Below are 25,290 nucleotides of genomic sequence, written 5' to 3'. Positions count from 1 at the left end.
TTATCACAATCATTTACGCTTATCAAGAAGATTCCGCGAAATAATGGCAATCTTTTCATCTTCTGAAACATAATTGTAATAAGTTTTTCACCTTTTGCCCTATTTTCATAGGTAATTAACCGAATATATCTTAAATACAAGAAAAGACTGACTCATTGCGAGTCAGTCTTTTCCTTATAAAATAATCGCGATTAATCCGCCGGAACCTTCATTGATAATTCGCTCCAACGTTTCCTTTAATTTATATCTTGCATTTTCCGGCATTAGTGAAAGCTTGGCTTGGATTCCTTCTCGAACGATTGAACTGAGGCTGCGCCCAAAAATATCTGAGTTCCAAATCGACAATGGATCATCTTCAAAATCTTGCATTAAATATCGAACCAGTTCCTCGCTTTGCTTTTCCGTCCCAATTATAGGGGCAAATTCTGATTCAACATCTACTTTAATCATATGAATCGATGGAGCTACGGCTTTTAATCTAACACCGAAGCGTGATCCTTGCCGAATGATTTCCGGCTCATCAAGGCTCATGTCAGCTAAGGATGGGGCCGCAATGCCATATCCGGTTTGCTTTACCATTTTTAACGCCTCTGAGACCTGATCATATTCTGTTTTGGCATGAGCAAAATCCTGCATTAATTCGAGCAAATGATCCTTGCCACGTATTTCCACCCCAACAATTTCTTTTAAAACTTCGTCATACAACTCATCTGGTGCAAACAAATCTATTTCAGCAACACCTTGCCCCATTTCAATTCCTGCAAGGCCTGCACGATCAATAAATTCAAAGTCACTAAACTGGTGAACGACACGATCGACATCTCTTAGCCTCTTAATATCTTTAACCGTGTCTTTCACAGCGTCTTGGTAACTTTCACGCAGCCAATGGTTCTCTCTTAACACCATAACCCAGCTCGGTAAATTAACATTCACTTCTAGCACAGGGAATTCATATAATGCTTCACGCAGCACGTTTAAAACATCTGTCTCGCGCATGCTTTCAACACTCATCGCCAAGACTGGAATATCATATTTCTCTGCTAAATCATTCCGCAAAGACTCTGTGTTTGGATGATATGGTTGGGCACTGTTTACAATCATAATAAATGGTTTCCCGACTTCCTTTAATTCCTCGATCACTCTTTCTTCAGCCTCAAGATAATTAGAGCGAGGAATTTCACCAATCGTACCGTCAGTAGTGATGACAACGCCTATTGTAGAATGCTCTTGAATGACCTTTCTCGTCCCAATCTCAGCTGCTTCATGAAACGGGATTGGTTCTTCATACCAAGGTGTCGTGATCATTCTAGGACCATTTTCATCTTCATATCCCTTTGCCCCAGGAACTGTATAACCAACGCAATCTACTAGTCTAATATTTACTTCTAAGCCTTCATCAACATGTACAGAGCATGCTTGATTTGGAACAAATTTCGGTTCTGTTGTCATAATGGTTTTTCCAGCAGCACTTTGAGGGAGTTCATCTTGGGTACGGGCCCGCTCCGCCTCACTTCGTATGTTTGGTAATACTACCAGCTCCATAAACTTTTTAATAAAAGTAGATTTACCGGTTCGAACAGCTCCAACTACCCCTAGATAAATGTCACCGCCAGTCCGTTCCGCGATATCTTTAAAAATATCTATCTTTTCCAAGTGATCCCCTCCTGAATCTTGAGTTAGTGGGATAATATTATCCAAATCATTTCTTTTAGATACTATTAGACAATATATGTTTATGATGTTGTCCTACCATCTTATGACTGATTTGTTAATTTTTTTACCCCCCTGCATTAAAACTTATTTCATTTAACCTAATTATTTATATAAGGATCGTTTATAAAGAAAGGATCAAAAACAAAAACCCTTCTCCTACAATATATTTTGTAGAAAAAGGGTTATGACTAATTTCTTAAAAAGCACAAGGCGTTTATATATTGCCTGTATTATGGAGCCTTGATGAGGATTGCAAAATTTATTTACTTACTTTCTAAAAAGATAGGTTCTTTTGTAGTTTCATCAATCGTGTATGGCAAAGAATACGCTGGAACAAACATAGAATCCTTTACGAGGAGCCCGCGAATGTCTTCTCCGGGCTTATATGCATGCTCATTTTTCTTCAGAGCTTCATATAAATCACTTCGATAATCCACATAAACCTCTGAGTTCCCATCCACGATTAACGGAAGATTTTTTTGTGTAAACGGACTTACGACAACCGGTTCTTCCTTATAACCTAATTTTTTATAATCTAAAGAAAAAATATTATTTGCGAGCTTTTCTTTATAAGGAGGATACCCTTTTGTTTGAATTCGAATCTTAATTTCACGAATCGTTTCTGCCATTCTGATATCCAATAGCTTAACGGTTGGATTTTCTTCCACATCCACTAAAACATATTGAAATATCCCCCCACTTTCAAATGCATTACCTGGGGGTTCACTCATATATGCTGGGGCAATTTTTTTAAAGTCAATCGGGTATTTTTGATAGATGGGGGTTTGGGCTTCTTTTGTCTTGATTGGCAAAATTCCCCCATTCGCTTCACGAAACTGATTTACTGCTGATTGCACAGCTTGAATTTGATCTTGATACGGCACTTTATTTTGAGCCAGTTCTTCCTCCGGATACATACATGCAGATAAAAGTAAACTAGCAAGCATAATTATGAAAAATGAAATGAATTTTTTCATCCTCAACCCTACAATCTATGTATTTTAATCTACCGTTGGTCCACTTAAAACGACAAATAATATGATTAAACCTGAGATAATCATTAAACCATAAGCAATAAGGCCAGTAACAAACTTTAAAATCCCCTTTAGTTTAAAACGACTTACATAAATAAAACCAAGTGATAAAAACATAAGACCCATACCAGCCAAAGATATCCACATTTTTATTAAAGACTGTGACATTTTAAACACTCCTTTGTTCGAAATGTATTATATCACACGTTCTTTATTAAAAAATGGTTTCATCAAAAAAAAATATAATATTTCGACTTTATTCGATTGTGAAGAATCAAGGGATAGTGAACAGTTAAAAATGGGCAAAAAAAGACTGAAGTAAAGACGGGGCAATATCTTTACTTCAGTCTAGGTGACTAATAAACCCAAAACACCGGTTCAAACTACCAGTTGCTTCGTTGCATTTTATGCAAAACAAATTAAAATCGCATCGTCGAATGCCTATATTTTTTAATTAATCATTCAATCTTTCATCTAAAATGTTAACTAAATCATCCATTTCAAATGTCTTTACTCTTCCCATTAACGACTCTACTGCATCATTAGGATTTATATTATTAAAAAGAAGATTATAAAGAACATTAGAAATTGGCATACTTACATCATATTTTTGTGATAGTTGATAAGCGGCTTTTGTTGTTCTAACCCCTTCAACTACCATCCCCATGTTTTCTAATACCTCATCAAGGCTTTGACCTTTACCAAGTAAATTTCCGGCACGCCAGTTACGAGAATGAACACTTGTACAGGTTACGATTAAATCACCGATACCGGCTAACCCGGAAAAGGTTAGGGGATTAGCGCCCATTTTCGTTCCAAGCCGAGCAATTTCCGCTAAACCTCTTGTCATTAATGCCGCTTTGGCATTATCGCCAAAACCAAGACCGTCCGAGATGCCGGCAGCGAGAGCAATGATATTTTTTAAAGCTCCGCCTATTTCAACCCCAATAATATCAGGGTTTGTGTACACACGGAAATTATTATTAATAAATAAGTCTTGAACCGCTTCTGCAGCATCCATATTTTTTGAGGAAACAGCCACCGTTGTAGGATGGCGCAAGCTTACTTCTTCAGCATGACTAGGACCAGAAAGAACAACAACATCCTTCAATAAATGCTGAGGCATTTCTTGCTCAATAATTTCTGAGATCCGTAGCAACGAATCTGGTTCAATTCCTTTACTGACATGGACAACCGTTAATGGTTCTGTTCTGACTTCAATGATATTCCTTAAAACTTCCCTGATCGCTTTTGTTGGCACAGCTAAAACAATTAATTCCAGACCTTCAAGGGCCTCTGCTAAAGATGAATAGCCTTTAATCGTATCTGGCAACAAAATTTCCGGAAGATATTTTTTATTTGTATGAAATTGATTGATTTCTTCGATTTGAGCTTCATTATGTCCCCAAAGCCGAACTTCATGTCCGTTATCGGCAAGTACTAAAGCTAAAGCTGTTCCCCAGCTACCAGCTCCAATGACAGCTACTTTTTCCTTCTTTCGGTTCATCAAGATACCCCCTTCTCTAATAAGCAAAAGCTTGTTAAATAGTTTAAAAGCTTCTCGCCATTGGGTTTATTTTCTTTCTCTCGCAAATATTTTGATCGGTGTACCTTCAAATCCAAAGGCATCGCGAATCCGATTTTCAAGAAAACGCTCATATGAAAAATGAAGTAATTCCGGATCATTAACAAAGACGACGAAGGTTGGCGGTTTGACCGAAACTTGAGTCGTATAATAGATCTTCAACCGGTTTCCTTTGTCTGTTGGTGTTGGATTCATTGCTACAGCATCCATAATGACATCATTTAGAACCGTAGTTGGAACCCGTTTCGAATGATTTTCACTTGCCATTTGGATCATTGGAATTAAAGTGTGAATCCGTTTTTTTGTTTTTGCTGAAAGAAAAACAATTGGAGCATAATCTAAAAACAGAAAATGTTCGCGGATCTTTTGCTCGAATTCCTTCATCGTTTTTTCATCTTTTTCAACTGCATCCCACTTATTGACAACGATAACAACTGCTCGACCTGCTTCATGAGCATAACCAGCAATCTTTTTATCATGTTCAATAATTCCTTCTTCTGCGTTTATCACCACTAAGACAACGTCTGAACGTTCAATCGCTCGCAACGCTCTTAAAACACTATATTTTTCTGTTGTCTCATATACTTTTCCTTTTTTTCTCATTCCTGCTGTATCAATGATTATGTATCGTTGACCATTCACAGTAAGAGCTGAGTCAATCGCATCTCGAGTTGTTCCAGCGATATCACTGACAATTACACGCTCTTCGCCTAACATAGCATTAACGAGTGACGATTTCCCTACATTCGGCCGCCCGATCAAACTAAATTTAATAATATCGTCATCATAGCCTTTATCCTTTGTATTCGGAAAATGCTTAGCTGCTTCATCAAGCAAGTCACCCAAGCCTAAGCCGTGTGACCCAGATATAGCAATCGGTTCGCCAAATCCTAGGGCATAAAAGTCATAAATTTGATCTCTCATTTCCGGGTTGTCCACTTTATTGACAGCAAGAACAATCGGTTTTTTCGATTTGTAAAGGATTTTGGCAACTTCCTCATCAGCCGCCGTTACTCCCTCTCTGCCATTTGTGATAAAAATAATGACATCTGCTTCATCAATGGCAATCTCTGCTTGTTGACGAATTTGCTCTAGGAACGGCTCATCACCAAGATCAATTCCCCCTGTATCGATAATATTAAAGTCATGGGTTAACCACTCAGCTGAGCTGTAAATACGATCACGGGTTACACCTGGAATATCTTCTACGATTGAAATACGTTCGCCAACAATGCGATTAAATATAGTTGATTTACCAACATTCGGGCGCCCAACGATGGCAACTACTGGTTTTACCATAAAACCACCCTTTCTTTCCTGCTAAATTTATTATGACAAAAATTTATTTTAGATTCCAACTTTGAAAAGCGGAAGCAAACGTTCAGCGTGGTCACATGACACTGAGCGGTGGAGATCGTTCCTCAGGCAGCAATAATTTTCTTATTAAGAAAAGAAACCCTTCCTTTTTTAAGAGAAGGGTCCAACTTTATTATTTTATCAAAGGAAAAACTTCCAAGCAATGAAAACATTGGAATGAACAAAAGCTCATGCACCCGAACTGCGTATATCAGATACTTGAGTTTGGTCAGTGAACCCTCTCTACTGGCCAATTTCGCTTTTTTCTGCTTGGTTTTGGCCAGTGAAACCGTTCTACTGGCCACTTTTCGCTTTTTTCTGCTTGGTTTTGGCCAGTGAAACCCTTCTACTGGCCACTTTTGGCTTTTTCCTGCTTAGTTTTGGCCAGTGAAACCCTTCTATTGGCCACTTTTCTCTTTTTCCCACCTGGTTTTGGCCAGTGAAACCGTCCTACTGGCCACTTTTCGCTTTTTTTCGCTTGGTTTTGGCCAGTGAAACCGTCCTATTGGCCACTTTTCACTTTTTACCACCTGGTTTTGGCCAGTGAAACCCTTCTATTGGCCACTTTCAGCTTTTTCCCGCCTAGTTTTGGCCAGTGAACCCTCCCTACTGGCCACTTTTGGCTTTTTCCCGCCTAGTTTTGGCCAGTGAACCCTCTCTACTGGCCACTTTTCGCTTTTTCCCACCTGGTTTTGGCCAGTGAACCCCGAATTAAAATAATAGTTCTACATGCTAATGTTTTACGATAATAAACAGTTCATCCGTTAGCGCATGGGCAATTCCATCAAGAATTGCCTCCAGGTTCGCTGCAATATGCTCCATTTCCTCCTTCGTATCACAGAAAAAAACATTGGAACCGAAGGGGATTTTTTTACTATTGGTCGTAATAATGGCTAATATATATTTTTCGTGTGTCATTTCGTCGCTCCCCCCTTAGAATCTTGCTTTTTCCGTTCAGTTGGCATTCTGATCGCGTTTTCTAAGGTTGGAACCCGCCCGATAATTTCCAGTGCTTTGTCGATGTTTTTTTCCTGAGGTAGGACAAAAACTCCAATTCTACCATCATCAAGATCTCTTTTGGCAAGCGGAACAAGAGCAGGGGTTCCAGAATCCCTGTATACACCTAAAGCGGTTGAAACGTCGTGAAGGATAGCCTGGCGCTGTCCTAGATTAGCGATCGTGGTTCTGGCGTTAAAATTTTTGGGTTTAAGAATAAATCCCATTCCATATTTCAACACCTCCTCTTGCCTTTTGGGTAAACCGATATTCATAATATAGATGTTATCCACATAAAGACCTGCACCTTCAAATCGTGGTTTAACATATTCAATATCGACAATGTCCTTAATTCTCCCACCCGACATTAATGATTTTGAAATGAGGACTGAGATAATCCCCGCTGCTAGGCCAACCCAAATATTCATCAGTAAATAACCTGTTGTTGACACTAAGGATGTTAAAATAACTAAATAATTTCTACTTTCAAAGGCTATTGAAATCCCCTCAATATACGTACTACCGCGTGGGACCATTTCATACCCATCCAATTCAGTTAACGTATTCCGTTCCATATTCCGTACTTCACGAAATTGCGAGGCGGCAATTGTTAAAAAGGTTATCGCTGTAAACTCTTCTTCTAATATTGCCGGAACTGCAACCGTCCCTAAGCCTGCTGCAATAAACCCTAACGCAATGTGGATAATTTTCCCATGGAGATAAGTAGGATATTGACGGTAATCCGTTCTCAACATATAAATTCTGCTTAATGTTCCGATAATGACACCAAAAGCAATCGGTAAAGTATATTCGTTCATGTTGACTTCTGTTTCCCCCTTACATGCTGATTCATTTGTTGACCCACATAGACTGTGACTGTTTCACACAAACTCCATATATATAAGACAAGTAATGTTACGGCCAGTGCATCTAAAAAGGCAGTTGCTCCGATTGGATAAGGAAAACTATATTTATTTACAAAAATTGAATACAAAAATTCACCCTGGATCATCCCAATTACAATCGTATAAAATCGTTGTGCTTTGTCCGAGTTTAAAAGAATACATAAATATACTAAGGCACATGCGACCATCCAATTTCGGTTAAAAAGAACCCATATGGGGTCATACAATTCAAAAAGCAGGAAACTTGCATAAGCAAGCATCACGATAAAGGAGCTTATTAAGATATATAAACCTGTTAGCTTCCTCAGAGCATTTACCTGCAGTAAAAATACGAATAACAGAAACAATAATCCAAGATTAACTTGATTACCTGCAATAGTTGGGTTGAAGGGTATAAGAATAATGGCCAAAAGAATACAGAAGAACAGCTTATCCCGATATTGTGATGACTTTTTTATTAAGAAAGCTGCAATAATCCAAAAAAACCACGCAACCCAATAAAAGAATATCCCCTCCATAAGGCACTACCTCCTAACATTTCCATTATCGGTCAAGAATATGTACTTCATTCATGAATGAATGAAACTTTCACACTTGCATCATGTTAAGAGATAGGAGGTGGTTTAATTGGGTAAGGATCGCCAAGAAAAAAAGCTTAAGGCCAGTGAAAGAGTGGAATCAGATCGTGATCAAGCACTTCACTACCCGGGGGCTACAAAAATGCAGAGCCCTGAAGAAGCACGGAAGCTTAATGATTCAAAATATAGCTAGGTTATCGTCCTGCGTGATAAAGCTGGATGAGCTTCTTTTTCCAAACCATTTAACTAAAAAATAACAAAAGAGGCTGACCCGCTCAGGTCAGCCTCTTTGACTATATTGTTTCGTATTAATTCCTCGTTCTGTTAACCAATGGTGGGTTTCCCCTTTAAGAATTAGTGGTACATTCTGTAATTCTTTGATTGTTTTTGCTCCGAGCGCTGTCATAATAATCGAAAGCTCCTGATGAAGTTGGTTGAGCTTTTCATACAATGGTTCGATTCCGTTTTCTATCAAGATCTTTAACAAAACTCCGGCCATTCCTACTCCACTTGCCCCTAAGGCTAGAGCTTTAGCGATATCCAGACTAGTTTGTATTCCGCCGGACCCTATAATGGTGACAGGCAGGTTGCAGCTCTTAGCTTCGACAATGGAAACGGGGCTTGGGATCCCCCAATTATTAAAAAAAGTAAGCTGCTGTTGTTTTCTGCGTTCATTTTCAATTCTTGCAAAGTTGGTTCCGCCAAATCCGCCGACGTCCACCGTGGTAACGCCGATAGAAGCTAATTGCTTTATCGTTTCCTGCCCCATTCCGAAACCAACCTCTTTAACAATCACTGGGACACCTACTTGAGAGACGATCGCTTCAATTCTTGAAAGAGCTCCGGTAAAATCACGATCTCCCTCGGGCATGGTTAACTCTTGAACTGAATTCACATGAATTTGTAAAGCATTCGCTTGAATCATCTCAACAGCGTGTTTTGCCTGTTCAACCGTTGCTTCCCAGCCCAGGTTTCCAATAATGATTCCTTCCGAGTTCAGTTTACGGACTATCTTATAAGTTTCTTGCTCACGACTGTCTTTTAAAGCTGACATTTGAGAACCAACTGCCATTGCTAAACCAGCCTCTTTAGCAACGACGGCTAAATTTTTATTGATTTCGAGAGTCTGTTGACCTCCGCCCCCAGTCATTGCATTTATAAAAATTGGTGAACTCAGCAAAAGTTCACCAATTTTTGTACTTAATTTAATTTGTGCAAGACTTGTATCCGGGAGACTACGATGAACAAAGGTAACATCCTCAAAACTGCTGTTCATTTCTTTACCAGTTTTTAAAGCAAGACGTATATGTTCCCACTTTCGTTCAGATCTAGTCACATTTGATCACCATTAGTTTTTAAGATTCTTTAATTTATCCCCGATCATTTCGCCAAGCTGGAAGCCCTTTGATTCTTCAGGTAATTCATAATCAACGACTTCGTCCACTTCTTTCTCAAGTAACTCTTTAATGCTCAATGAAAGTCGTTGGTCTTGTTCATTTACTTCTAATACTTTTACATTTACTTCCTGACCTTCTTTTAATACTTCATGTGGAGTACCAATATGCTTATGGGCAATTTGCGAAATATGAACTAAGCCCTCAACGCCAGGGAACACTTCAACAAACGCGCCGTATGAAACTAGACGTTTCACAACACCTGTTAAAATACTACCCTTAGGAGCGCGGTCGGCAATATTAGCCCAAGGTCCAGGAAGAGTATCTTTTATCGATAATGAAATTCGATCATGGTCACGATCAACACTTAAAATCTTAACTTGAACTTTTTGTCCTTCTTCTACCACGTCTGACGGCTTGTCAACATGCTGGTGAGACAATTGTGAGATATGAACAAGTCCATCAACGCCTCCGATATCAACAAAAGCCCCAAAATCCGTGATTCTTTGTACAGTACCTTCTAATACTTGACCTGCCTCAAGGGACCCAATCAAGTTTTGTTTTTGCTTATCCTTCTGTTCCTCTACTACGGCACGATGAGAGAGGATCAAACGGTTTTTTTCTTTGTCAAGTTCGACAATTTTGAAGGATAGGGATCTTCCTTTGTAATCTGAAAAATCTTCAACAAAGAATGCTTCAACCAAAGACGCAGGAACAAAGCCGCGAACACCTAAATCAACGACTAAACCGCCCTTGACTACATCTTTAATTTCAGCTTCGAAAACTTCCCCGCTATTAAATTTTTCCTCTAAGTTGTCCCATGCTTTTTCAGCATCTACTTTACGTTTTGACAAAATTAATGCATCTTCTTCTACCTTTATCACTTCAAGTTCTAATTCATCACCCTCAGCAACAGCATCAGATGCTTTTTCTACATGGAGGCTAGATAGTTCACTAATTGGAATAATTCCATCCAATTTGCTGTTCTGAATATTGACAAGAACCTGTTTTTCTTCCACTTTTGTTACTTGGCCGCTTACTTTGTCACCAACTTCAAAATTTGAAACTTCGACTTGATTCATATCTTCTACCATATGTACTCCTCCTTAATCCAATGACTGCTTGAAAGTTTATATGATGTGACAAAATCATCACCATAATATCAGGCTGAAATTTTCAGAAAAAAGCCCTTTTATCTAACTTCTTATAAATAGTAGCTTTTGTCAAGCATGAAACACCTATTTGTACGTATTAATCAGCTTTCGGATAGCATCCATTATCAGTTCTGTCGTTTCTTCTGTCGACATTTTAGTACTTTTGGCCTCCGTTAAATCAATAGGTTTCCCATATACTACTTTTAACTTTCTAAAGGGTCTATAAGGCCCAATAATGGCACATGGAACGACGACTGCATTTGATCGTAAAGCAAAAAATCCAGCTCCAGCAAGACCCTTCCCCAGTTCCCCTGTTTTACTTCGCGTCCCTTCTGGGAATAACCCCAGTACATGCCCCTCTTTTAAAACAGAAAGCCCTTTTCTTAACGCCTCTCGATCACTCAACCCTCGTTTAACAGGAAATGCATGAACGTTGCTAATAATTTTCCCCAGAACGGGAACGTTGAACAACTCTTCCTTTGCCATAAAGTGAACTGGCCGAGGTGCGGTAATGCCCACAACAGGCGGATCTAAGGCATCTATATGATTAGCACATAATAACACGCCCCCCTCACTAGGGAAGTTCTCCCTACCGATTACCTCAAAACGATAAATAGGGGCTAATACGATATTACAGACAGATCTTGCAAAACCGTAAAAGGTCAAGCTCATCCTATCCTTTCATAGGCAAATGAGAGGATTTTTTCAACTACTTCATTGATTGAAAGGGATGTAGTGTCCAATTCAATCGCGTCATCTGCCTTTTTTAAAGGGGAGGCAGCACGCTCTGAGTCAAGTTTGTCCCTTAATGCGATTTCCTCTTTTAATTGTTCTAAATTGGAAGAAAACCCCTTAAGGAGATTTTCGTTATGACGGCGGATCGCTCTTTCTTCTACACTGGCTAGTAAGAAAATTTTCACTTCGGCTTCGGGGAGAACGTGAGTGCCAATATCCCTTCCATCCATTACGACACCGCCACCGGCAGCAAGCTGTTTCTGTCTTGCAACCATTTCTTTACGGACAAGGGGATGTTTGGCCACAAGCGAAACAGAATTGGTTACTTCTGCGGTTCGCACATCATCCGTAACATTTAGGTCATTAAGAAAAACGAGCTGCCCTTTTTCACTTGGCAGTAAGATGATTTTAGCATCATTTAAACTGTTCAATAATGGCTCTTCATCTTGTAAATCAAGTTTTTCTTGAATCGCTTTCAAGGTTAAAGCGCGATACATTGCGCCAGTATCAATGTAAAGATACGATAGTTTTTCTGCTACAATTTTTGCAACTGTGCTTTTTCCTGCTGCTGCAGGTCCATCAATTGCAATGGAAATCTTTTTTTTCATAATTCCTCCATGAAGATGTATCAATTGAAATATACACTTATATATTTTAACACAAATTAGTTTATTTCTATGATATTTATATCTTTTTTCATTAGGCTGTTGATTTCCGCTCCAGGTGCTCAGCAACCCAGCGGGGGAGTCCGGGAGCCTCCTCGGCGCTTTAGCGCCTGTGGGGTCTCCCGTGACACCTTCTCCCGCAGGAGTCTCGCACCTGCAGCGAAGATCAACAGAGTGCTCTAAATCATATTGTTCTTTAACAAAGCCTATCAAAAAAGAAAGCATGGGTTGGGCATAACAACTCATGCTACTTTTTACCTACCATTAAAGGTTTCCAGTATTTGCGAAAAATTATCTTCCGTCACACCCTCATAACGAGCAAGTTGCTGTAGTTCAGGCAATACTTCAATTTTATGAAAAAAAAACTGGCTAAAAACTAATATAATAAACTGGATCAAGACAATCTTCATTAAAATTCTCTCAAATGTTTTCACATATCCTCACCACTTATTTCAGATTCATACTACTATTGTTAATCTTTTCTAATCTTTTATTCCTAAAAACAAAAAAAAGGAAAAGCAGCTAGAGCTTTTCCTATACAACATCTTCATAAATTGGTTCGGCATTTTCCAGCTTTTCTACCTTTTCTTCCATACCATTCTCTGCATTTATATAGATTCGGTACGTATCCTCCCCAAGTGTTCCTAAAAATTCATAGCATAAAACCTCTTGTTTAACATCATTCAAAATGACAGCTAAGCGATTTTCCATCACCTTTAAATTCGGATTCATTTTTGCTTGGGCTTGATCCTTCGTAATAGCTGGTTTTGGAATTTCTCTCGTATGATGTGATTTTAAATAATCATTTGCTGAAAAACCTAATAACTGACCATTATCCAAAGCTACTTTTACCTTAATTGCATCCGGATAGATTCGAATATCCTGTTCGCTTGAAACAAATGTAAACACACCAATATTATCGTATTGTGAGCTTTCAAATAAATCTAAGTTCTTAAATCCATTTTGTTTTAAAAATTCAATGGCTTTATTGGTTGCATCATTTAAACTGATTTTTTGTGCATTAACGTCTCTTGATAAGATAAACCAAATCGGGTAACCGCCTTTTTTAGTAATATCCATATTTGCTTCTTGGCCAGATCGTTTTTCTAAAAGAGAAACACTGTAAAATCCGTAATCAGAGTCCTTACCGCTGCTTTCTACCTGTACTTTTACGTTATTCCCTAGGGCTGCATATTTTTTTGCTGTTCGAATGGCTTCTTGTTTTGATACATTTTTCCCAGCTAAATATTTATAGTTCTCATCCTTTTTATCCATATTGATAAAGGCTGGTCCAAAATCAGTTTCTGAGTACCCTTCAACTGTTTTTTCAACTGTCTTAAAGCCATCAATGATCGTATTATCTGCATTCTCTTTTCCAGTGGCTAACGCCATTTCCACATCCATCCAACGCAAATTGTTTTTAAGAACGAGGTGTTGGACTTTCCTTAATTCAGACTGAATGTCGGCTGACTGTTTGTATAAACCTTGCAAGGCCGCATATTCTTTATCATTTAGCGGTTGTTTATCTAAATCTCTTACCGCCGTTTGATAACTAAAATCACCTATCTTAGCTAAAAATTCTTCTGTTTTATTGAATGGAAGAAGAGTTAACGGCAATTGTCCAACATCATTATGAGCTTGAGAAGTTAACCGCCATACTTCAGCTAAGGCTGGAGAGAGTGAGCTCCTTGAATTCATTGCTAAGGTAGTACCAATCTTATCATGTAAGAGGTCGACATTATACACTAGTTCATGGAAAGCCCTCTGATAATTATTTTCCGCATTAATAAGAATTGCATTTTTTTCTCGGTGCTCTTGATAGCCCCAATACGCTGTTCCAGCTACACCTAATGTAAGTACTGTTATCATAATTCCTCTAAGCAAATTAATTCACCTCGCTATTTACAAAATATGTGTTTCCCGATTTTCTTAATTTGCGGTCTAGACCAGATCCAGCCATTTGTCGCAGTGTCCGGATTAAAATAATAAATAGCTTCTCCAGTAGGGTCCCAGCCATTTAAGGCGTCTAACACGGCTTTTTTGGCGTTTTCATTTGGAGTGAGCCAAATTTGTCCATCTGCCACAGCAGTAAATGCACCAGGTTCAAAAATAACCCCTGAAACTGTATTTGGAAAGTTGCTGCTATTAATCCGATTAAGGATAACCGCCGCAACTGCAACTTGTCCGATGTAAGGCTCTCCCCTTGACTCCCCGTAAACAGCATTTGCTAACAGCTTGATGTCATTTTGTGAAAATCCATTTGGAGTATTGGTTGCTGTTGGTTTTTTTTGTGGTGTCTGAGCTTGCGTTTTTGGCTTCGCTGGAGCTGGCGCTATTGCTTGTGTTCTTGGTGTTGCAGGTGATTGTGTTCTCGGATTTGTTTGCATTTTTGGCTTTGCCGGTGCTTGTGTTTTTGGATTTGTTTGCGTTTTTGACTTTGCCGGTGCTTGTGTTTTTGGATTTGTTTGAGCTTGCGTTTTTGGCTTTGCCGGCGTTGGCTTTTTTGGATTTGTTTGAGCTTGCGTTTTTGACTTTGCAGGCGTTTGCGTTTTTGGATTTGTTTGTGCTTGTGTTTTTGGCTTTGCCGGCGCTTGTGTTTTTGATTGTGCAGGTGCTTTTTGTTTAGCAGGTGCTGATTGTTTGTTTAAATCCATCCCGCCATAATGAGTGAACTTATTTCCTTTCCCTATTTGCTTTTGAACATATTGTTTATGATATTTAGTGGCTTTAACAAGCTTTGCCTTCGTCTTTTGGCCAGCTAAACCATCAATCGGTAATCCAAATTCATATTGGAAGTTTCTTAAGGCCCAATACGTTCTCCAATCAAAAACTCCATCAATTTTCCCATTATAAAACCCAATATATTGAAGTCTCGATTGTAGTTCGATTACATCTTCCCCCACCGCACCATGCTGAATAACTTGATTTGAGAATGCCTGTACCTTTCTTTCAGTTCCATAAAAGGATATTATTTGACTGAAAAATAAAACCAGAACCAAATACTTTATCGGAAACCATTTAATTCTCATTGAAGTTACCCCCAGATGATAATCATTTCTTAGATGTAGTTTCCGTAGAGACTGGGTTTTTATGCAAAAAACTATAATAAGTTATTTTATGAAAAAGAGCACAAAAAAGGACTGGTCTGCAAATGACCAATCCTTTTTTGTAGTTTTTCAGGTTTATTTTGTAGAAAGTCTCGTTTTTTCGATATTAAACTTGCTTTCGTAGTGAATGGCACTTAAATAGCGAGCCCTTTTTACTTTTCTTATCCCCAACCACCATAGAAACAACATAAACGGCAGAATCATCATCGCCCATTTTTGTTCGTTTAACAATATATAATCATAGATCCCATGCAAAATAAAAGGGAGAATCAATGAAAGGGATAACCATTTCCGTTTTGATATTGTCATAAATTTACTTTTACCAATATAAAATCCCATAATTACACCAAATAATGCATGGCTTGAAACAGGTAAAAACGCACGACCAATGGCGTGTTCTAAGCCATTTGCGAACAAGAAAAGAATATTTTCAGCAGTTGCGAATCCTAAAGAAACAGCTGCTCCATAAACAATTCCGTCATACGGTTCATCAAAGGCAACATGCTGGTATACTGTATAGATTAACACAAACCATTTTACAAACTCTTCTAAAAATCCTGTTAAAACAAAAGCATGTATCATCCCTGATTGACCAAGATTTTCCGTTTCAAAAACATATTGTATAAATGCAATCGGAAATACAAGAATGGCACCAAATAAAAATGTTTTAAACACAACCGAAATTGGCTCAGAACCATATTGGTCTTTTAAATAAAAATAAACTAATAAAGCTAGACCTGGCGCTATCCCAGCAGATAAAATCCCCAGCATTTGAATCCTCATTTCAAACAATTTCTTTCATCGTATCATGGATGATTAAGATTGAACATTACTTCTTTTTGGATTCTAGCCAAAACACACCAAATAAAGATTATCAAAGAGTCTTTTTTCTAGTTTTAATTGCATCTGCTATTTGCTGCCCGTGAAAACGACCATTTTCAATAAAGATTTCATTGGCATTATTTCCTGCAGCAATTACACCCGCAATAAAAATTCCGGAAATATTGGTTTCCATTGTTTCTTCATTATAGAATGGACGACCGGAGTCTTGTTCAATGTTAATTCCCATTTTTCGAAGAAAACCATGGTCAGGGTGATAACCCGTCATCGCGAACACAAAATCATTTTTAATCTCTTTCTCTTGTTTATCGACAGTGTATATAACCTTATCTGGAAATATTTCTTTTATATTTCCGTTAAACACCATCTTTATTTTTTCATTGCGAATTAATGAATCGAATTCCGGGAGGATCCATGGTTTTACACTTGAAGAATACTCTTTTCCCCGATAGATTACGGTTACTCTCGCACCTGCCTTCACCAATTCAATCGCTGCATCCACACTGGAGTTTTTTCCACCGACAACAAGAACATCCTTGTCAAAATAGGGATGGGCTTCCTTAAAATAGTGGGAAACTTTTGGCAAGTCTTCACCAGGGACATTCATATAGTTTGGATTATCATAATATCCAGACGCGATAATGATAAATGATGCTGAATACTCTTGTTTTGTTGTTATGACACGGAATTTTTCTCCTTGTTTTAATACTTCGAGAACTTTTTCATAAGAGTTAATTCGCAGTTCCTTCCGAATAGCCACCTCTCGATAATAGGACAACGCTTGATTTCGCCTAGGTTTATAATCTTCGGTAATAAAGGGAACCTCTCCAATTTCAAGTTTTTCGCTTGTGCTAAAAAAAGTTTGATGAGTCGGATAGTGATAAATTGAATTAACGACATTTGCCTTTTCAATCACCAGTGGATTTACTCCGATATTTTTTACTGCAATGGCCGCTGCCAATCCACATGGACCCGCCCCCACTACGATTACTTCTTCATGTTGCATAAACGCAACTCATCTCCTTTGATGATCTATATGTAATGATATCGTAATTAAAAATCTCATCTAATGATAGGAGATTTTGTTTGAATATTCAACGTTTTAGATCCAGCTCTAGCGGCTAGGGGCTCGGGGTCTTAAGCCAATCCACCCAAAAGGTAAAACCCACCTTTCGGCTGGCTCGTCTTAAGCCTGTCGCCCCTGGGCAAGCCGCTTCCGCTTTTCTCTGTCCAGCTCTAGCGGCTAGGGGCTCGGGGTCTTAAGCCAATCCACCCAAAAGGTAAAACCCACCTTTCGGCTGGCTCGTCTTAAGCCTGTCGCCCCTGGGCAAGCCGCTTCCGCTTTTCTCTGTCCAGCTCTAGCGGCTAGGGGCTCGGGGTCTTAAGCCAATCCACCCAAAAGGTAAAACCCACCTTTCGGCTGGCTCGTCTTAAGCCTGTCGCCCCTGGGCAAGCCGCTTCCGCTTTTCTCTGTCCAGCTCTAGCGGCTAGGGGCTCGGGGTCTTAAGCCAATCCACCCAAAAGGTAAAACCCACCTTTCGGCTGGCTCGTCTTAAGCCTGTCGCCCCTGGGCAAGCCGCTTCCGCTTTTCTTAGATCCAGCCTCTGAATCTGCTGGCTTCAGCCATTTTTCTTACGCCGACCATGTAGGCCGCTAAGCGCATATCGACTCGCCGGGTTTGAGCCGTTTGATATATATTATTAAAGGCCTTCACCATAACTTTTTCAAGTTTTTCTTCGACTTCTTCCTCCGACCAATAATAGCCTTGATTATTTTGAACCCACTCAAAATAAGAAACGGTCACTCCGCCTGCAGAAGCTAGTACATCAGGGACGACTAATATGTCCCGGTCTGATAAGATTTGCGTTGCCTCCAATGTTGTTGGACCATTAGCTGCTTCAACAATGATGCTGGCTCTTATTTTATGGGCATTTTCAGCAGTGATTTGATTTTCAATCGCGGCTGGGACAAGAATATCGCAATCCAACTCGAGCAATTCCTTATTCGTTATCGTATTGTTAAATAATTTTGTCACCGTTCCAAAGCTATCGCGCCGATCAAGTAAATAATCAATATCTAATCCCTTTGGATCATGAAGGCCGCCATAGGCATCGGAAATACCAATTACCTTTGCGCCAGCATCATGCATAAATTTTGATAAGTAACTTCCTGCATTACCGAAGCCTTGCACCACAACACGAGCACCTTGAAGATTGATTCCTTTCTTCGCTGCTGCTTCACGGATACAAATGGTCACTCCTTTGGCAGTCGCGGATTCTCTGCCATGTGAGCCCCCTAAAACCAAGGGCTTGCCCGTAATAAAGCCAGGAGAATTGAACTCATCAATTCGACTATATTCATCCATCATCCAGGCCATTATTTGTGAATTTGTAAAAACATCTGGAGCTGGAATATCCTTTGTCGGTCCAACAATTTGACTGATCGCTCTTACATACCCGCGGCTTAATCGTTCCAATTCTCTAAAAGACATATCTCTGGGATCACAAACAATTCCGCCTTTTCCCCCTCCATATGGGAGATCGACTATTCCGCATTTCAAACTCATCCAAATGGATAGCGCCTTCACTTCTTTTTCTGAAACATTCGGATGAAACCGAATCCCCCCTTTAGTCGGCCCCACTGCATCATTATGCTGAGCACGATATCCGGTGAAAATCTTTACAGAGCCATCATCCATCCGAATGGGAATTTTCACTGTCAACATACGCAAAGGTTCTTTAAGAAGCTCATAAACCTCTATTGGGTATCCCAATTTTTCTAGAGCTCTATGAATGACTGTTTGAGTTGATTTAAGAACGTCATGTTTACCTTCTTTATTTTTATGATCAGAACCGTTATCGGCTACCATTGTGAAACCTCCTAATGTTCACTGTAGCGGCTATGTCCGCTTTATTGACATAGTATACATTTAATAATGATTTATGCAAGATAACATTTAATAAATAAACTATTTTTAGATAACAACACCCTTAATAATTTATCAATAATAAAAAAGAGGCATACTGCCCCTGTTTAGAAATATTTCACAATTGTTTCAATAGCATTCTGTTTTACTATTTGTTTTCCATATTCGATTAAGCGGTGGATACTGAGAAGAGAAGGATCACCATATTCCGCAAGCACGGAAATTAGTTTATTTTTTTCTTCTGCCTCGATATTTTCAAATAGAAGATAATATTTATCATTCATTGCATACAGGCCTCCGCCATTAACTTTCATCGTGCTAAATCGTTTTGACAATTGGATGACTTCCTCAATACTAGAAAATTCAAACAAGATTTCTTCACAGTCATCAACTGTTACCTGCATTTCGATAAAGACATCATCAAGAGATTCTTCTTCTTGGTCTGATTCCTCCATTGTTAAAATCATAACCATCCCTTGGGCTTGAAGAGAAAATATTTCTACAGCAATCGTACCCTGTATCTCCACACCAAACTCCTCATTAGCTTCTTCGAGCATATCATGGAATAATTGATGCCATTTTAAAGAATCTCTCCAAATATCATCTTTGGATAAACCTCGGTCATACAAATCATCAAACGTAAGAAAAAACTTTATTTTGTTGTATGTTAATCTTTCCAAGCGCATGATGCAGCCCCCTGCCATGAACAAAAGCTCTTATGGTAATGTATGTGATATTTCTTAGAAGGTGATTTGTTTTCAGCTAAGTGTAGATTTTCGAAGAAGCTGATTGTTTTTAGCACTGTGTTTAATCGTAATAAGATGAGTTTCAGCCTTTGCTCCTAATCTAAGCGGCAGAGCGGTTGTCCCATAGCCGTTACTAACGAATAAAATGGTATTCGCTATTTTCTTTATACCCCCTTTTTCATAGGGGCCATAACCAAATATACGAATTTGTCCACCATGTGTATGACCTGATAAAACAAAATGGATATTATGTTCTGGGATAATCTTATCAATAATTTCAGGATTATGACTAACTAATAATCGAAAACCCTCTTTTTTTGCAGCCAGTAGAGCATCATTTAGACAATCTCGCTCCGTACCAACATCATCAATTCCTACTAAATGAAAAAAATCACCCTCCCTCGATTCAAAGGAGGTTGCAGTATTTCTTAAAACCGTTACACCTAAATCCAATAACATAGAATGTAATAATTTGGTATCGACCTCATAATCATTGTTTCCCCAAACAAAATAAACTGGAGCAATTGTTGTTAATTTCTCGATATTTTTTCTCACCCTTTGAAAAGGGACTTTATGTTCTGTTAAATCACCGCCAATAATAACCATATCAGCCTTACCCAATGCTTCAGTAATTACGTAATCTGATATTTCACGTCGATGAATATCAGATATAAAAAAGATAGTAACTGGATTAAAACTCTCCGGGAACTCCGAAAAGGATAGTTCATGATTCAAAATTCTATTGGTAAATGCCTCTTTTACCATAAAAATAAGGAAAAGAATCGCAAACCCCAACATAAAGCTAATGAAAATCATATTTCCACCTAATAAACCCTTCCCTTACTAAAATCTATCGAAATCATACCATAAACGAACGAAAAACATAAAAAAGCTAATGCATGCCAAAAACTTAGTTTAAATAAAATTAAAAAATTCACAACCGCCCCATAGCTTAAAATCAATTTAACATAAGAACCATGTTGTTTCCTTATAAAAGCAACCGTTAATGTGAATATGTATTTTATGAGATTGCCATGGATAATAGTCCCGATTATAAACACCACTGATGCTGCAAAAAATTCAACCGGATCTAATACAAATGAAACAAATAGCTCTGATAGTTCGATTGGAAGTGTAAATGGGATCCATTTAATCACTAAAAATCCGCAAATAAGTCCGCAAATTAACTGACAAATAATAATAAACACAAAAATCCCTCCTATACCACTCTATGAAGGGTCTTCACTATTTTATCCATATTTAAATTTCGTTTTACAATAAGCTAAACCTAAATAAAGACCGATATCAATGTTCATGATTAAAAAAACTTTTGCATAGAATTAAATGACGTAGTTCCTTTCTAGCATTGGAATAATGTTTCATCTAAGTTTATTCAAGTTGATATTAGCCTTCTTTGTAAAATAATAAAATTTAAAGGGGAGGTAGTTATGTTTACAGTTAGAAAGAATTATTATCCCTATTCAAGTCCATTTGATCCATGTCCACCGATAAAAGTTAAAACCTTTTCCACTCCACCGAATCTATATATTGGATTTCAGCCGCCAAATTTACCACAATTTTCGCCTCACGAGGCGCTCCGAGCGGGGACTTTATGGAAACCATTTTATGACCCTTGGTTCAGCCCATATGAACGAGCAAAGGAGAGTAATCCGTCATGAAACAGGTGCCTCCTGAATTTTATCAATTAATGGAACAACTTCAGGCTGTTGACTTCGTCCTGGTTGAGCTTACTTTGTATTTAGATACCCATCCTCAAGATTCTGAAGCAATCAACCAGTTTAATTCCTGTGCAAAAGAACGAAAAAGATTAAAAAAATTATTTGAAAGTCAGTTTGGTCCCCTGATGCAATACGGCAATAGCTATTCTGGATATCCATGGAATTGGAACGATCCCCCATGGCCGTGGCAATTATAAAAGCGGAAGCGGCTCGCACAGGGGCGACCGGCATAAGACGAGCTGGCCGAAAGGTCGCTTTTTGACCTTTTGGTCAGATTGGCTTATGACCCGAGCCCCTAGCCGCTGAAGCTGGATATTATAAAAGCGGAGACGGCTCGCACAGGGGCGACCGGCGCCGGGAGAAAACCTATAAAAGGAGGTTTATGGCTTTATGTGGGTATATGAAAAGAAGCTCCAATATCCTGTCAAGGTTAGCTGCTGTAATCCTAAATTAGCCAAATTTTTGATTGAGCAATATGGAGGCGCAGACGGAGAATTGGCCGCTGCTCTTAGATATTTAAATCAACGGTACAGCATTCCTGATAAGGTAATAGGCTTATTAACGGATATAGGGACAGAAGAACTTGCCCATTTAGAAATGATTGCAACCATGGTGTATAAACTGACAAAAGATGCTACTCCTGACCAAATGATAGCAGCCGGATTAGACGGCCATTACGCTAACCATGATAATGCCCTCTTTTATCATAATGCTGCAGGCGTGCCATTTACTGCCACCTATATACAGGCAAAAGGTGACCCCATTGCCGATTTATACGAAGACATAGCGGCAGAAGAAAAAGCAAGAGCTACTTATCAATGGATTATTAATATGAGTGATGATCCTGATTTAAATGATGGTTTAAGATTTTTAAGAGAAAGAGAAATTATCCACTCCCAAAGATTTCGAGAGGCAGTTGAAATATTAAAAGAAGAACAAGGCAAAAAACAGTTTTTCTAAAATCTAATATCCTGGCGGGGCTGTTCATTTTTATGACAGCCTCATTTATTTTCATGGTATAAATTGATGTCAAAGTTTTTTTTCATCATCTCAAAAACGAGATGGCGATTAGACCACGCTTCTTCTTTCTTCCATAAATCCTTGCTTTTATCAATAATCTCACACCTAAGAGCATGGAATTCTTTTTCTGCCTTATCCCTCTTTTCACGGAGGAGGTTCATCAGACCATATGTTCCAAGGGTTATGATAAGAAAATATAAATTTAAAATATTATTTACATAAGCTGAAAACATAGCGGAAAAGGAATATGAATAGGGATTAACGACAGTAATATATAAATATACTAAATAGCAAAATGAAAAGAACAACGTAGCCGACATGACCAAAAGATGCTTTTGTTTAAATTGATCATATTTCTTTTTTCGCTTTACTACATTATTTAGCATCTGTTTTGTAACGAGATCGGTTCGTTCATCGAGCATCAAAATCGAATGATCCATTTTATTCCCCCCTGTCCATTACCATCTTATGTTCTTGTCCATCGAAATATGAACAAAGGAAGTAGTCGTTTTATAGGATAGCTGTGTTAAATTTGGCTGTGGATTTCCGCTCTAGGTACTCCAATCCACAGCGTGTTTAAAATCAACATTGTTCTTTAACATAGCCAGGGGAGGACAAATGTTTTTCCTTTACCCATGAAAATGTTCTTGAGCGAGGCTCTCTAGGACAAAAGTTCTTCCAACACCCATGAAAATGTCATTGAGCGAGGCTCTCTAGGACAAAAGTTCTTCCAACATCCATGAAAATGTCCTTGAGTGAGGCTCTTAAGGACAAAAGGTCTTCCAGCACCCATGAAAATGTCCTTAAGCGAGGCTCTCTAGGACAAAAGGTCTTCCAACACCTATGAAAATGTCCCTGAGCGAGGCTCTCAAGGACAAAAGTTCTTCCAACACCCATGAAAATGTCCTTGAGCAAGGCTCTCAAGGACAAAAGTTCTTCCAGCACCCATGAAAATGTCCTTGAGCGAGGCTCTCAAGGACAAAAGTTCTTCCAGCACCCATGAAAATGTCCTTAAGCGAGGCTCTCAAGGACAAAAGGTCTTCCAACACCCATGAAAATGTCCTTGAGCGAGGCTCTCAAGGACAAAAGGTCTTCCAACACCCATGAAAATGTCCTTGAGCGAGGCTCTCAAGGACAAAAGGTCTTCCAACACCCATGAAAATGTCCTTGAGCGAGGCTCTCTAGGACAAAAGTTCTTCCAACATCCATGAAAATGTCCTTGAGTGAGGCTCTTAAGGACAAAAGTTCTTCCAGCACCCATGAAAATGTCCTTAAGCGAGGCTCTCAAGGACAAAAGGTCTTCCAACACCTATGAAAATGTCCCTGAGCGAGGTTTCAATAAGAAAAACCGGGCATAAAACCGCCCGGTCCTTTTTGTTTAGTGAATGACCAAATATCTTGTACATTCCCCCTTGTGCTCACTAATAAAAAAAAACTCCATTCAAGACGAAAATGGAGTTTAAATAGACTATTGGATTGGGATTTTTAAAACTTGCCCAACACGGATTTCATTACTAGTAAGATTATTAGCCTTCTTAATAATGTCAACTCCATCTTTCGATTGGTAATACTTCATTGCAATACGATACAAGGTCTCACCCGTCTGAACCGTATGCTGTTTTATTTCTACAGTATTGGTCTCCGGGGTAGCGTTAGCCCCACTTGCATCATTGACAACCGTTTGCTGCTGAGCTGCATCTCCACTTGTTGTGACATCGGATTGTGGTGAAGGAGATTGATTGTTTTCTTCTGCAATTGGTTCGTTATTGTCCGTTGTGGAACTGCCTGTATTATCTTCCTCTGCACCAGTTTGATTCGTTTCTGGTGCTTTTTCTTCTGAGTCAGACTTTTGAGTATCCTTTGTGGAATTCTTAGCGCTATCCTCATTATCCACTGTAATCGTTTCATAACCGCTCTTTTCCTCAGATACAGGCGTTTTTTCACTTGGCAAAATCTGATCCCGATAAGTATATAAAGCAAAAATAGTAATAGGTAACAAGATAAAAAATATGACTTGAATCCGTATTAACGGAAAACTAACCTTTTTGCTGCTTTTTTTCCGTTTTTGATGATGGATTTCACTGCGTGGAGGCAATTTTCCTGAAGTGGATGCGCCCTCCGTTATTGTAGTACGGCCTATTCTTCGCCGAGTATGATCTGTTTTCTGCCGATATGGTGCCTCTTTATTCATGAACATCTCTTCCTGTTCTTTCTAATTTGTTATGTTTTAAGCGAATCATTAAGCCTAAAAGAAAATCAATAAGAAAATGCATAAAAATGGTTACAGATAAATTTTCAGTAACATCATATAAATAACCAATTAAAAAACTTAGTAGAATGATATTTAAAAATAAAAACCAATTAAAAAGATAACGATAATGGACTAAGGCAAAAAGAATGCTGGAAATGATTAGTCCATAATGGGTTTGAATGACACCCCGAAATAATATTTCTTCACTAAATGCTACTAAACTTGCAATAATAGCAATATGCACTACATTCCTATTTTGAAAAATCCTCTCGTTTAAACCACCGTCGAAATAGAAATGCTCCGGAAGTATTTTAGTCAGCAATGTATCGATTATGACTACAACAAGAGCGGCTCCACCTCCAACCAAGTAAACATTGGAATCACTCCAATCAAATAATTGAAAAAAAGCGGAGTAATCATCAATCAAAAAAATTCCAATGATGAACGAAATAATAAATAAAATCAATTGCGTGAGGTAAAGATGAAATAATAATTCCTTCTCTGATAGTTCTTTTATTAATTCATTATAACGATTTTTCATTTTGT

General features: G+C 38.6%; 28 protein-coding genes. 4 read left to right on the top strand and 24 right to left on the bottom strand.

Translation table 11 applies throughout. The annotated features are described in order from the left end of the window. Positions 1–174: 174 nt before the first annotated feature. From spoIVA to ACI48O_RS05325, 8 genes are all read right to left on the bottom strand, one after another. Entirely contained in the window at positions 175–1,653 is a 1,479-nt protein-coding gene (gene spoIVA / locus ACI48O_RS05360) for a stage IV sporulation protein A (protein ID WP_435560701.1), read from the bottom strand. A 323-nt stretch (positions 1,654–1,976) separates the two neighbouring features. After that, complete coding sequence (locus ACI48O_RS05355; RefSeq protein WP_435560700.1) at positions 1,977–2,690, bottom strand: hypothetical protein; 714 nt, start codon at positions 2,688–2,690, stop codon at positions 1,977–1,979. Between the two features lie 24 nt (positions 2,691–2,714). Further along, positions 2,715–2,915: a DUF2768 domain-containing protein gene (locus ACI48O_RS05350; protein ID WP_435560699.1), complete on the bottom strand. Its 201-nt coding sequence runs from the start codon at positions 2,913–2,915 to the stop codon at positions 2,715–2,717. Between the two features lie 286 nt (positions 2,916–3,201). After that, positions 3,202–4,254: an NAD(P)H-dependent glycerol-3-phosphate dehydrogenase gene (locus ACI48O_RS05345; protein WP_435560698.1), complete on the bottom strand. Its 1,053-nt coding sequence runs from the start codon at positions 4,252–4,254 to the stop codon at positions 3,202–3,204. 66 nt (positions 4,255–4,320) lie between these two features. After that, entirely contained in the window at positions 4,321–5,631 is a 1,311-nt protein-coding gene (gene der / locus ACI48O_RS05340) for a ribosome biogenesis GTPase Der (RefSeq protein ID WP_435560697.1), read from the bottom strand. Between the two features lie 789 nt (positions 5,632–6,420). Continuing rightward, complete coding sequence (locus tag ACI48O_RS05335; protein WP_435560696.1) at positions 6,421–6,606, bottom strand: capping complex subunit for YIEGIA; 186 nt, start codon at positions 6,604–6,606, stop codon at positions 6,421–6,423. Continuing rightward, the gene (locus ACI48O_RS05330; protein WP_435560695.1) at positions 6,603–7,502 is read right to left on the bottom strand and encodes a YIEGIA family protein; all 900 of its coding nucleotides are present in this window, start codon (positions 7,500–7,502) and stop codon (positions 6,603–6,605) included. Before ACI48O_RS05330 ends, ACI48O_RS05335 begins: the two co-directional genes overlap by 4 nt. Continuing rightward, entirely contained in the window at positions 7,499–8,107 is a 609-nt protein-coding gene (locus ACI48O_RS05325; protein ID WP_435560694.1) for a YphA family membrane protein, read from the bottom strand. The genes ACI48O_RS05330 and ACI48O_RS05325 overlap by 4 nt, the downstream gene beginning before the upstream one ends. Positions 8,108–8,216: 109 nt before the next feature. On the opposite strand from ACI48O_RS05325, the gene ACI48O_RS05320 reads away from it, so the two are divergent. Further along, the gene (locus ACI48O_RS05320) at positions 8,217–8,360 is read left to right on the top strand and encodes a YpzI family protein (RefSeq protein WP_435560693.1); all 144 of its coding nucleotides are present in this window, start codon (positions 8,217–8,219) and stop codon (positions 8,358–8,360) included. A gap of 87 nt (positions 8,361–8,447) precedes the next feature. On the opposite strand, the gene fni is transcribed toward ACI48O_RS05320, so the two are convergent. The 13 genes from fni to ACI48O_RS05255 form a co-directional block, all read right to left on the bottom strand. Then, on the bottom strand, positions 8,448–9,503 hold the full coding sequence (gene fni, locus ACI48O_RS05315) for a type 2 isopentenyl-diphosphate Delta-isomerase (protein ID WP_435560692.1): 1,056 nt from the start codon (positions 9,501–9,503) through the stop codon (positions 8,448–8,450). Positions 9,504–9,515: 12 nt separating this feature from the next. Beyond that, positions 9,516–10,655, bottom strand: coding sequence for a 30S ribosomal protein S1 (gene rpsA / locus ACI48O_RS05310; protein WP_435560691.1), 1,140 nt, complete (start codon positions 10,653–10,655; stop codon positions 9,516–9,518). 144 nt (positions 10,656–10,799) lie between these two features. Next, complete coding sequence (locus tag ACI48O_RS05305; RefSeq protein WP_435560690.1) at positions 10,800–11,381, bottom strand: lysophospholipid acyltransferase family protein; 582 nt, start codon at positions 11,379–11,381, stop codon at positions 10,800–10,802. Positions 11,382–11,383: 2 nt separating this feature from the next. After that, a complete protein-coding gene (gene cmk, locus ACI48O_RS05300) occupies positions 11,384–12,058 on the bottom strand; it encodes a (d)CMP kinase (RefSeq protein ID WP_435560689.1) in 675 nt (224 codons plus the stop codon). 311 nt (positions 12,059–12,369) lie between these two features. Beyond that, positions 12,370–12,549 (bottom strand): YpfB family protein, encoded by a 180-nt coding sequence (locus tag ACI48O_RS05295; RefSeq protein WP_435560688.1) that lies wholly within the window; start codon positions 12,547–12,549, stop codon positions 12,370–12,372. Positions 12,550–12,649: 100 nt separating this feature from the next. Then, positions 12,650–13,999, bottom strand: coding sequence for a germination protein YpeB (ypeB, locus tag ACI48O_RS05290; RefSeq protein ID WP_435560687.1), 1,350 nt, complete (start codon positions 13,997–13,999; stop codon positions 12,650–12,652). Positions 14,000–14,013: 14 nt separating this feature from the next. Continuing rightward, positions 14,014–15,144 carry a cell wall hydrolase gene (locus ACI48O_RS05285; RefSeq protein ID WP_435560686.1) on the bottom strand — a complete coding sequence of 377 codons (1,131 nt, stop codon included), beginning with the start codon at positions 15,142–15,144 and terminating at the stop codon, positions 14,014–14,016. Between the two features lie 153 nt (positions 15,145–15,297). Next, complete coding sequence (prsW, locus tag ACI48O_RS05280; protein WP_435560685.1) at positions 15,298–15,993, bottom strand: glutamic-type intramembrane protease PrsW; 696 nt, start codon at positions 15,991–15,993, stop codon at positions 15,298–15,300. Positions 15,994–16,096: 103 nt separating this feature from the next. Then, positions 16,097–17,068 carry a YpdA family putative bacillithiol disulfide reductase gene (locus ACI48O_RS05275; RefSeq protein WP_435560684.1) on the bottom strand — a complete coding sequence of 324 codons (972 nt, stop codon included), beginning with the start codon at positions 17,066–17,068 and terminating at the stop codon, positions 16,097–16,099. 585 nt (positions 17,069–17,653) lie between these two features. Then, on the bottom strand, positions 17,654–18,931 hold the full coding sequence (locus ACI48O_RS05270; protein ID WP_435560683.1) for a Glu/Leu/Phe/Val family dehydrogenase: 1,278 nt from the start codon (positions 18,929–18,931) through the stop codon (positions 17,654–17,656). A 164-nt stretch (positions 18,932–19,095) separates the two neighbouring features. Further along, a complete protein-coding gene (locus tag ACI48O_RS05265; protein WP_435560682.1) occupies positions 19,096–19,674 on the bottom strand; it encodes a genetic competence negative regulator in 579 nt (192 codons plus the stop codon). 72 nt (positions 19,675–19,746) lie between these two features. Next, positions 19,747–20,550 carry a metallophosphoesterase gene (locus tag ACI48O_RS05260; protein ID WP_435560681.1) on the bottom strand — a complete coding sequence of 268 codons (804 nt, stop codon included), beginning with the start codon at positions 20,548–20,550 and terminating at the stop codon, positions 19,747–19,749. Between the two features lie 8 nt (positions 20,551–20,558). Next, on the bottom strand, positions 20,559–20,942 hold the full coding sequence (locus ACI48O_RS05255) for a hypothetical protein (RefSeq protein WP_435560680.1): 384 nt from the start codon (positions 20,940–20,942) through the stop codon (positions 20,559–20,561). 240 nt (positions 20,943–21,182) lie between these two features. Here ACI48O_RS05255 and ACI48O_RS05250 point away from each other — a divergent pair, with 240 nt between their 5' ends. From ACI48O_RS05250 to ACI48O_RS05240, 3 genes are all read left to right on the top strand, one after another. Then, positions 21,183–21,413, top strand: a complete 231-nt coding sequence (locus ACI48O_RS05250; protein ID WP_435560679.1) for a spore coat associated protein CotJA — start codon at positions 21,183–21,185, stop codon at positions 21,411–21,413. Continuing rightward, positions 21,410–21,670 (top strand): spore coat protein CotJB, encoded by a 261-nt coding sequence (locus ACI48O_RS05245; RefSeq protein WP_435560678.1) that lies wholly within the window; start codon positions 21,410–21,412, stop codon positions 21,668–21,670. Before ACI48O_RS05250 ends, ACI48O_RS05245 begins: the two co-directional genes overlap by 4 nt. Before the next feature lie 193 nt (positions 21,671–21,863). Continuing rightward, a complete protein-coding gene (locus ACI48O_RS05240) occupies positions 21,864–22,433 on the top strand; it encodes a manganese catalase family protein (RefSeq protein ID WP_435560677.1) in 570 nt (189 codons plus the stop codon). Positions 22,434–22,474: 41 nt separating this feature from the next. Here the strand turns inward: ACI48O_RS05240 and ACI48O_RS05235 are convergent, their stop codons facing one another. The 3 genes from ACI48O_RS05235 to ACI48O_RS05225 form a co-directional block, all read right to left on the bottom strand. Continuing rightward, positions 22,475–22,933, bottom strand: a complete 459-nt coding sequence (locus ACI48O_RS05235) for a YpbF family protein (RefSeq protein WP_435560676.1) — start codon at positions 22,931–22,933, stop codon at positions 22,475–22,477. 1,028 nt (positions 22,934–23,961) lie between these two features. Further along, a complete protein-coding gene (locus tag ACI48O_RS05230) occupies positions 23,962–24,684 on the bottom strand; it encodes a LysM peptidoglycan-binding domain-containing protein (RefSeq protein ID WP_435560675.1) in 723 nt (240 codons plus the stop codon). Beyond that, positions 24,677–25,285: a CPBP family intramembrane glutamic endopeptidase gene (locus tag ACI48O_RS05225; protein ID WP_435560674.1), complete on the bottom strand. Its 609-nt coding sequence runs from the start codon at positions 25,283–25,285 to the stop codon at positions 24,677–24,679. The genes ACI48O_RS05230 and ACI48O_RS05225 overlap by 8 nt, the downstream gene beginning before the upstream one ends. Between the last annotated feature and the right edge of the window lie 5 nt (positions 25,286–25,290).

The sequence above is a fragment of the Neobacillus terrisolis genome (genome assembly GCF_051233475.1).
In the GTDB taxonomy this organism is placed as follows: Bacteria; Bacillota; Bacilli; order Bacillales; family Cytobacillaceae; genus Bacillus_BU.
The sequence above is the reverse complement of the archived record's forward strand: the minus strand, read 5'-3'. Positions and strand labels throughout refer to the sequence as shown.

What these genes read in the sequence shown, in the direction of transcription:
- ACI48O_RS05355 (WP_435560700.1), bottom strand. Translation starts at nt 2,690, where the DNA reads ATGAAAAAATTCATTTCATTTTTCATAATTATGCTTGCTAGTTTACTT.
- ACI48O_RS05350 (WP_435560699.1), bottom strand. Translation starts at nt 2,915, where the DNA reads ATGTCACAGTCTTTAATAAAAATGTGGATATCTTTGGCTGGTATGGGT.
- ACI48O_RS05345 (WP_435560698.1), bottom strand. Translation starts at nt 4,254, where the DNA reads ATGAACCGAAAGAAGGAAAAAGTAGCTGTCATTGGAGCTGGTAGCTGG.
- der (WP_435560697.1), bottom strand. Translation starts at nt 5,631, where the DNA reads ATGGTAAAACCAGTAGTTGCCATCGTTGGGCGCCCGAATGTTGGTAAA.
- ACI48O_RS05335 (WP_435560696.1), bottom strand. Translation starts at nt 6,606, where the DNA reads ATGACACACGAAAAATATATATTAGCCATTATTACGACCAATAGTAAA.
- ACI48O_RS05330 (WP_435560695.1), bottom strand. Translation starts at nt 7,502, where the DNA reads ATGAACGAATATACTTTACCGATTGCTTTTGGTGTCATTATCGGAACA.
- ACI48O_RS05325 (WP_435560694.1), bottom strand. Translation starts at nt 8,107, where the DNA reads ATGGAGGGGATATTCTTTTATTGGGTTGCGTGGTTTTTTTGGATTATT.
- rpsA (WP_435560691.1), bottom strand. Translation starts at nt 10,655, where the DNA reads ATGGTAGAAGATATGAATCAAGTCGAAGTTTCAAATTTTGAAGTTGGT.
- cmk (WP_435560689.1), bottom strand. Translation starts at nt 12,058, where the DNA reads ATGAAAAAAAAGATTTCCATTGCAATTGATGGACCTGCAGCAGCAGGA.
- ACI48O_RS05285 (WP_435560686.1), bottom strand. Translation starts at nt 15,144, where the DNA reads ATGAGAATTAAATGGTTTCCGATAAAGTATTTGGTTCTGGTTTTATTT.
- prsW (WP_435560685.1), bottom strand. Translation starts at nt 15,993, where the DNA reads ATGCTGGGGATTTTATCTGCTGGGATAGCGCCAGGTCTAGCTTTATTA.
- ACI48O_RS05275 (WP_435560684.1), bottom strand. Translation starts at nt 17,068, where the DNA reads ATGCAACATGAAGAAGTAATCGTAGTGGGGGCGGGTCCATGTGGATTG.
- ACI48O_RS05270 (WP_435560683.1), bottom strand. Translation starts at nt 18,931, where the DNA reads ATGGTAGCCGATAACGGTTCTGATCATAAAAATAAAGAAGGTAAACAT.
- ACI48O_RS05265 (WP_435560682.1), bottom strand. Translation starts at nt 19,674, where the DNA reads ATGCGCTTGGAAAGATTAACATACAACAAAATAAAGTTTTTTCTTACG.
- ACI48O_RS05260 (WP_435560681.1), bottom strand. Translation starts at nt 20,550, where the DNA reads ATGATTTTCATTAGCTTTATGTTGGGGTTTGCGATTCTTTTCCTTATT.
- ACI48O_RS05250 (WP_435560679.1), top strand. Translation starts at nt 21,183, where the DNA reads ATGTTTACAGTTAGAAAGAATTATTATCCCTATTCAAGTCCATTTGAT.
- ACI48O_RS05245 (WP_435560678.1), top strand. Translation starts at nt 21,410, where the DNA reads ATGAAACAGGTGCCTCCTGAATTTTATCAATTAATGGAACAACTTCAG.
- ACI48O_RS05240 (WP_435560677.1), top strand. Translation starts at nt 21,864, where the DNA reads ATGTGGGTATATGAAAAGAAGCTCCAATATCCTGTCAAGGTTAGCTGC.
- ACI48O_RS05235 (WP_435560676.1), bottom strand. Translation starts at nt 22,933, where the DNA reads ATGGATCATTCGATTTTGATGCTCGATGAACGAACCGATCTCGTTACA.
- ACI48O_RS05230 (WP_435560675.1), bottom strand. Translation starts at nt 24,684, where the DNA reads ATGAATAAAGAGGCACCATATCGGCAGAAAACAGATCATACTCGGCGA.
- ACI48O_RS05225 (WP_435560674.1), bottom strand. Translation starts at nt 25,285, where the DNA reads ATGAAAAATCGTTATAATGAATTAATAAAAGAACTATCAGAGAAGGAA.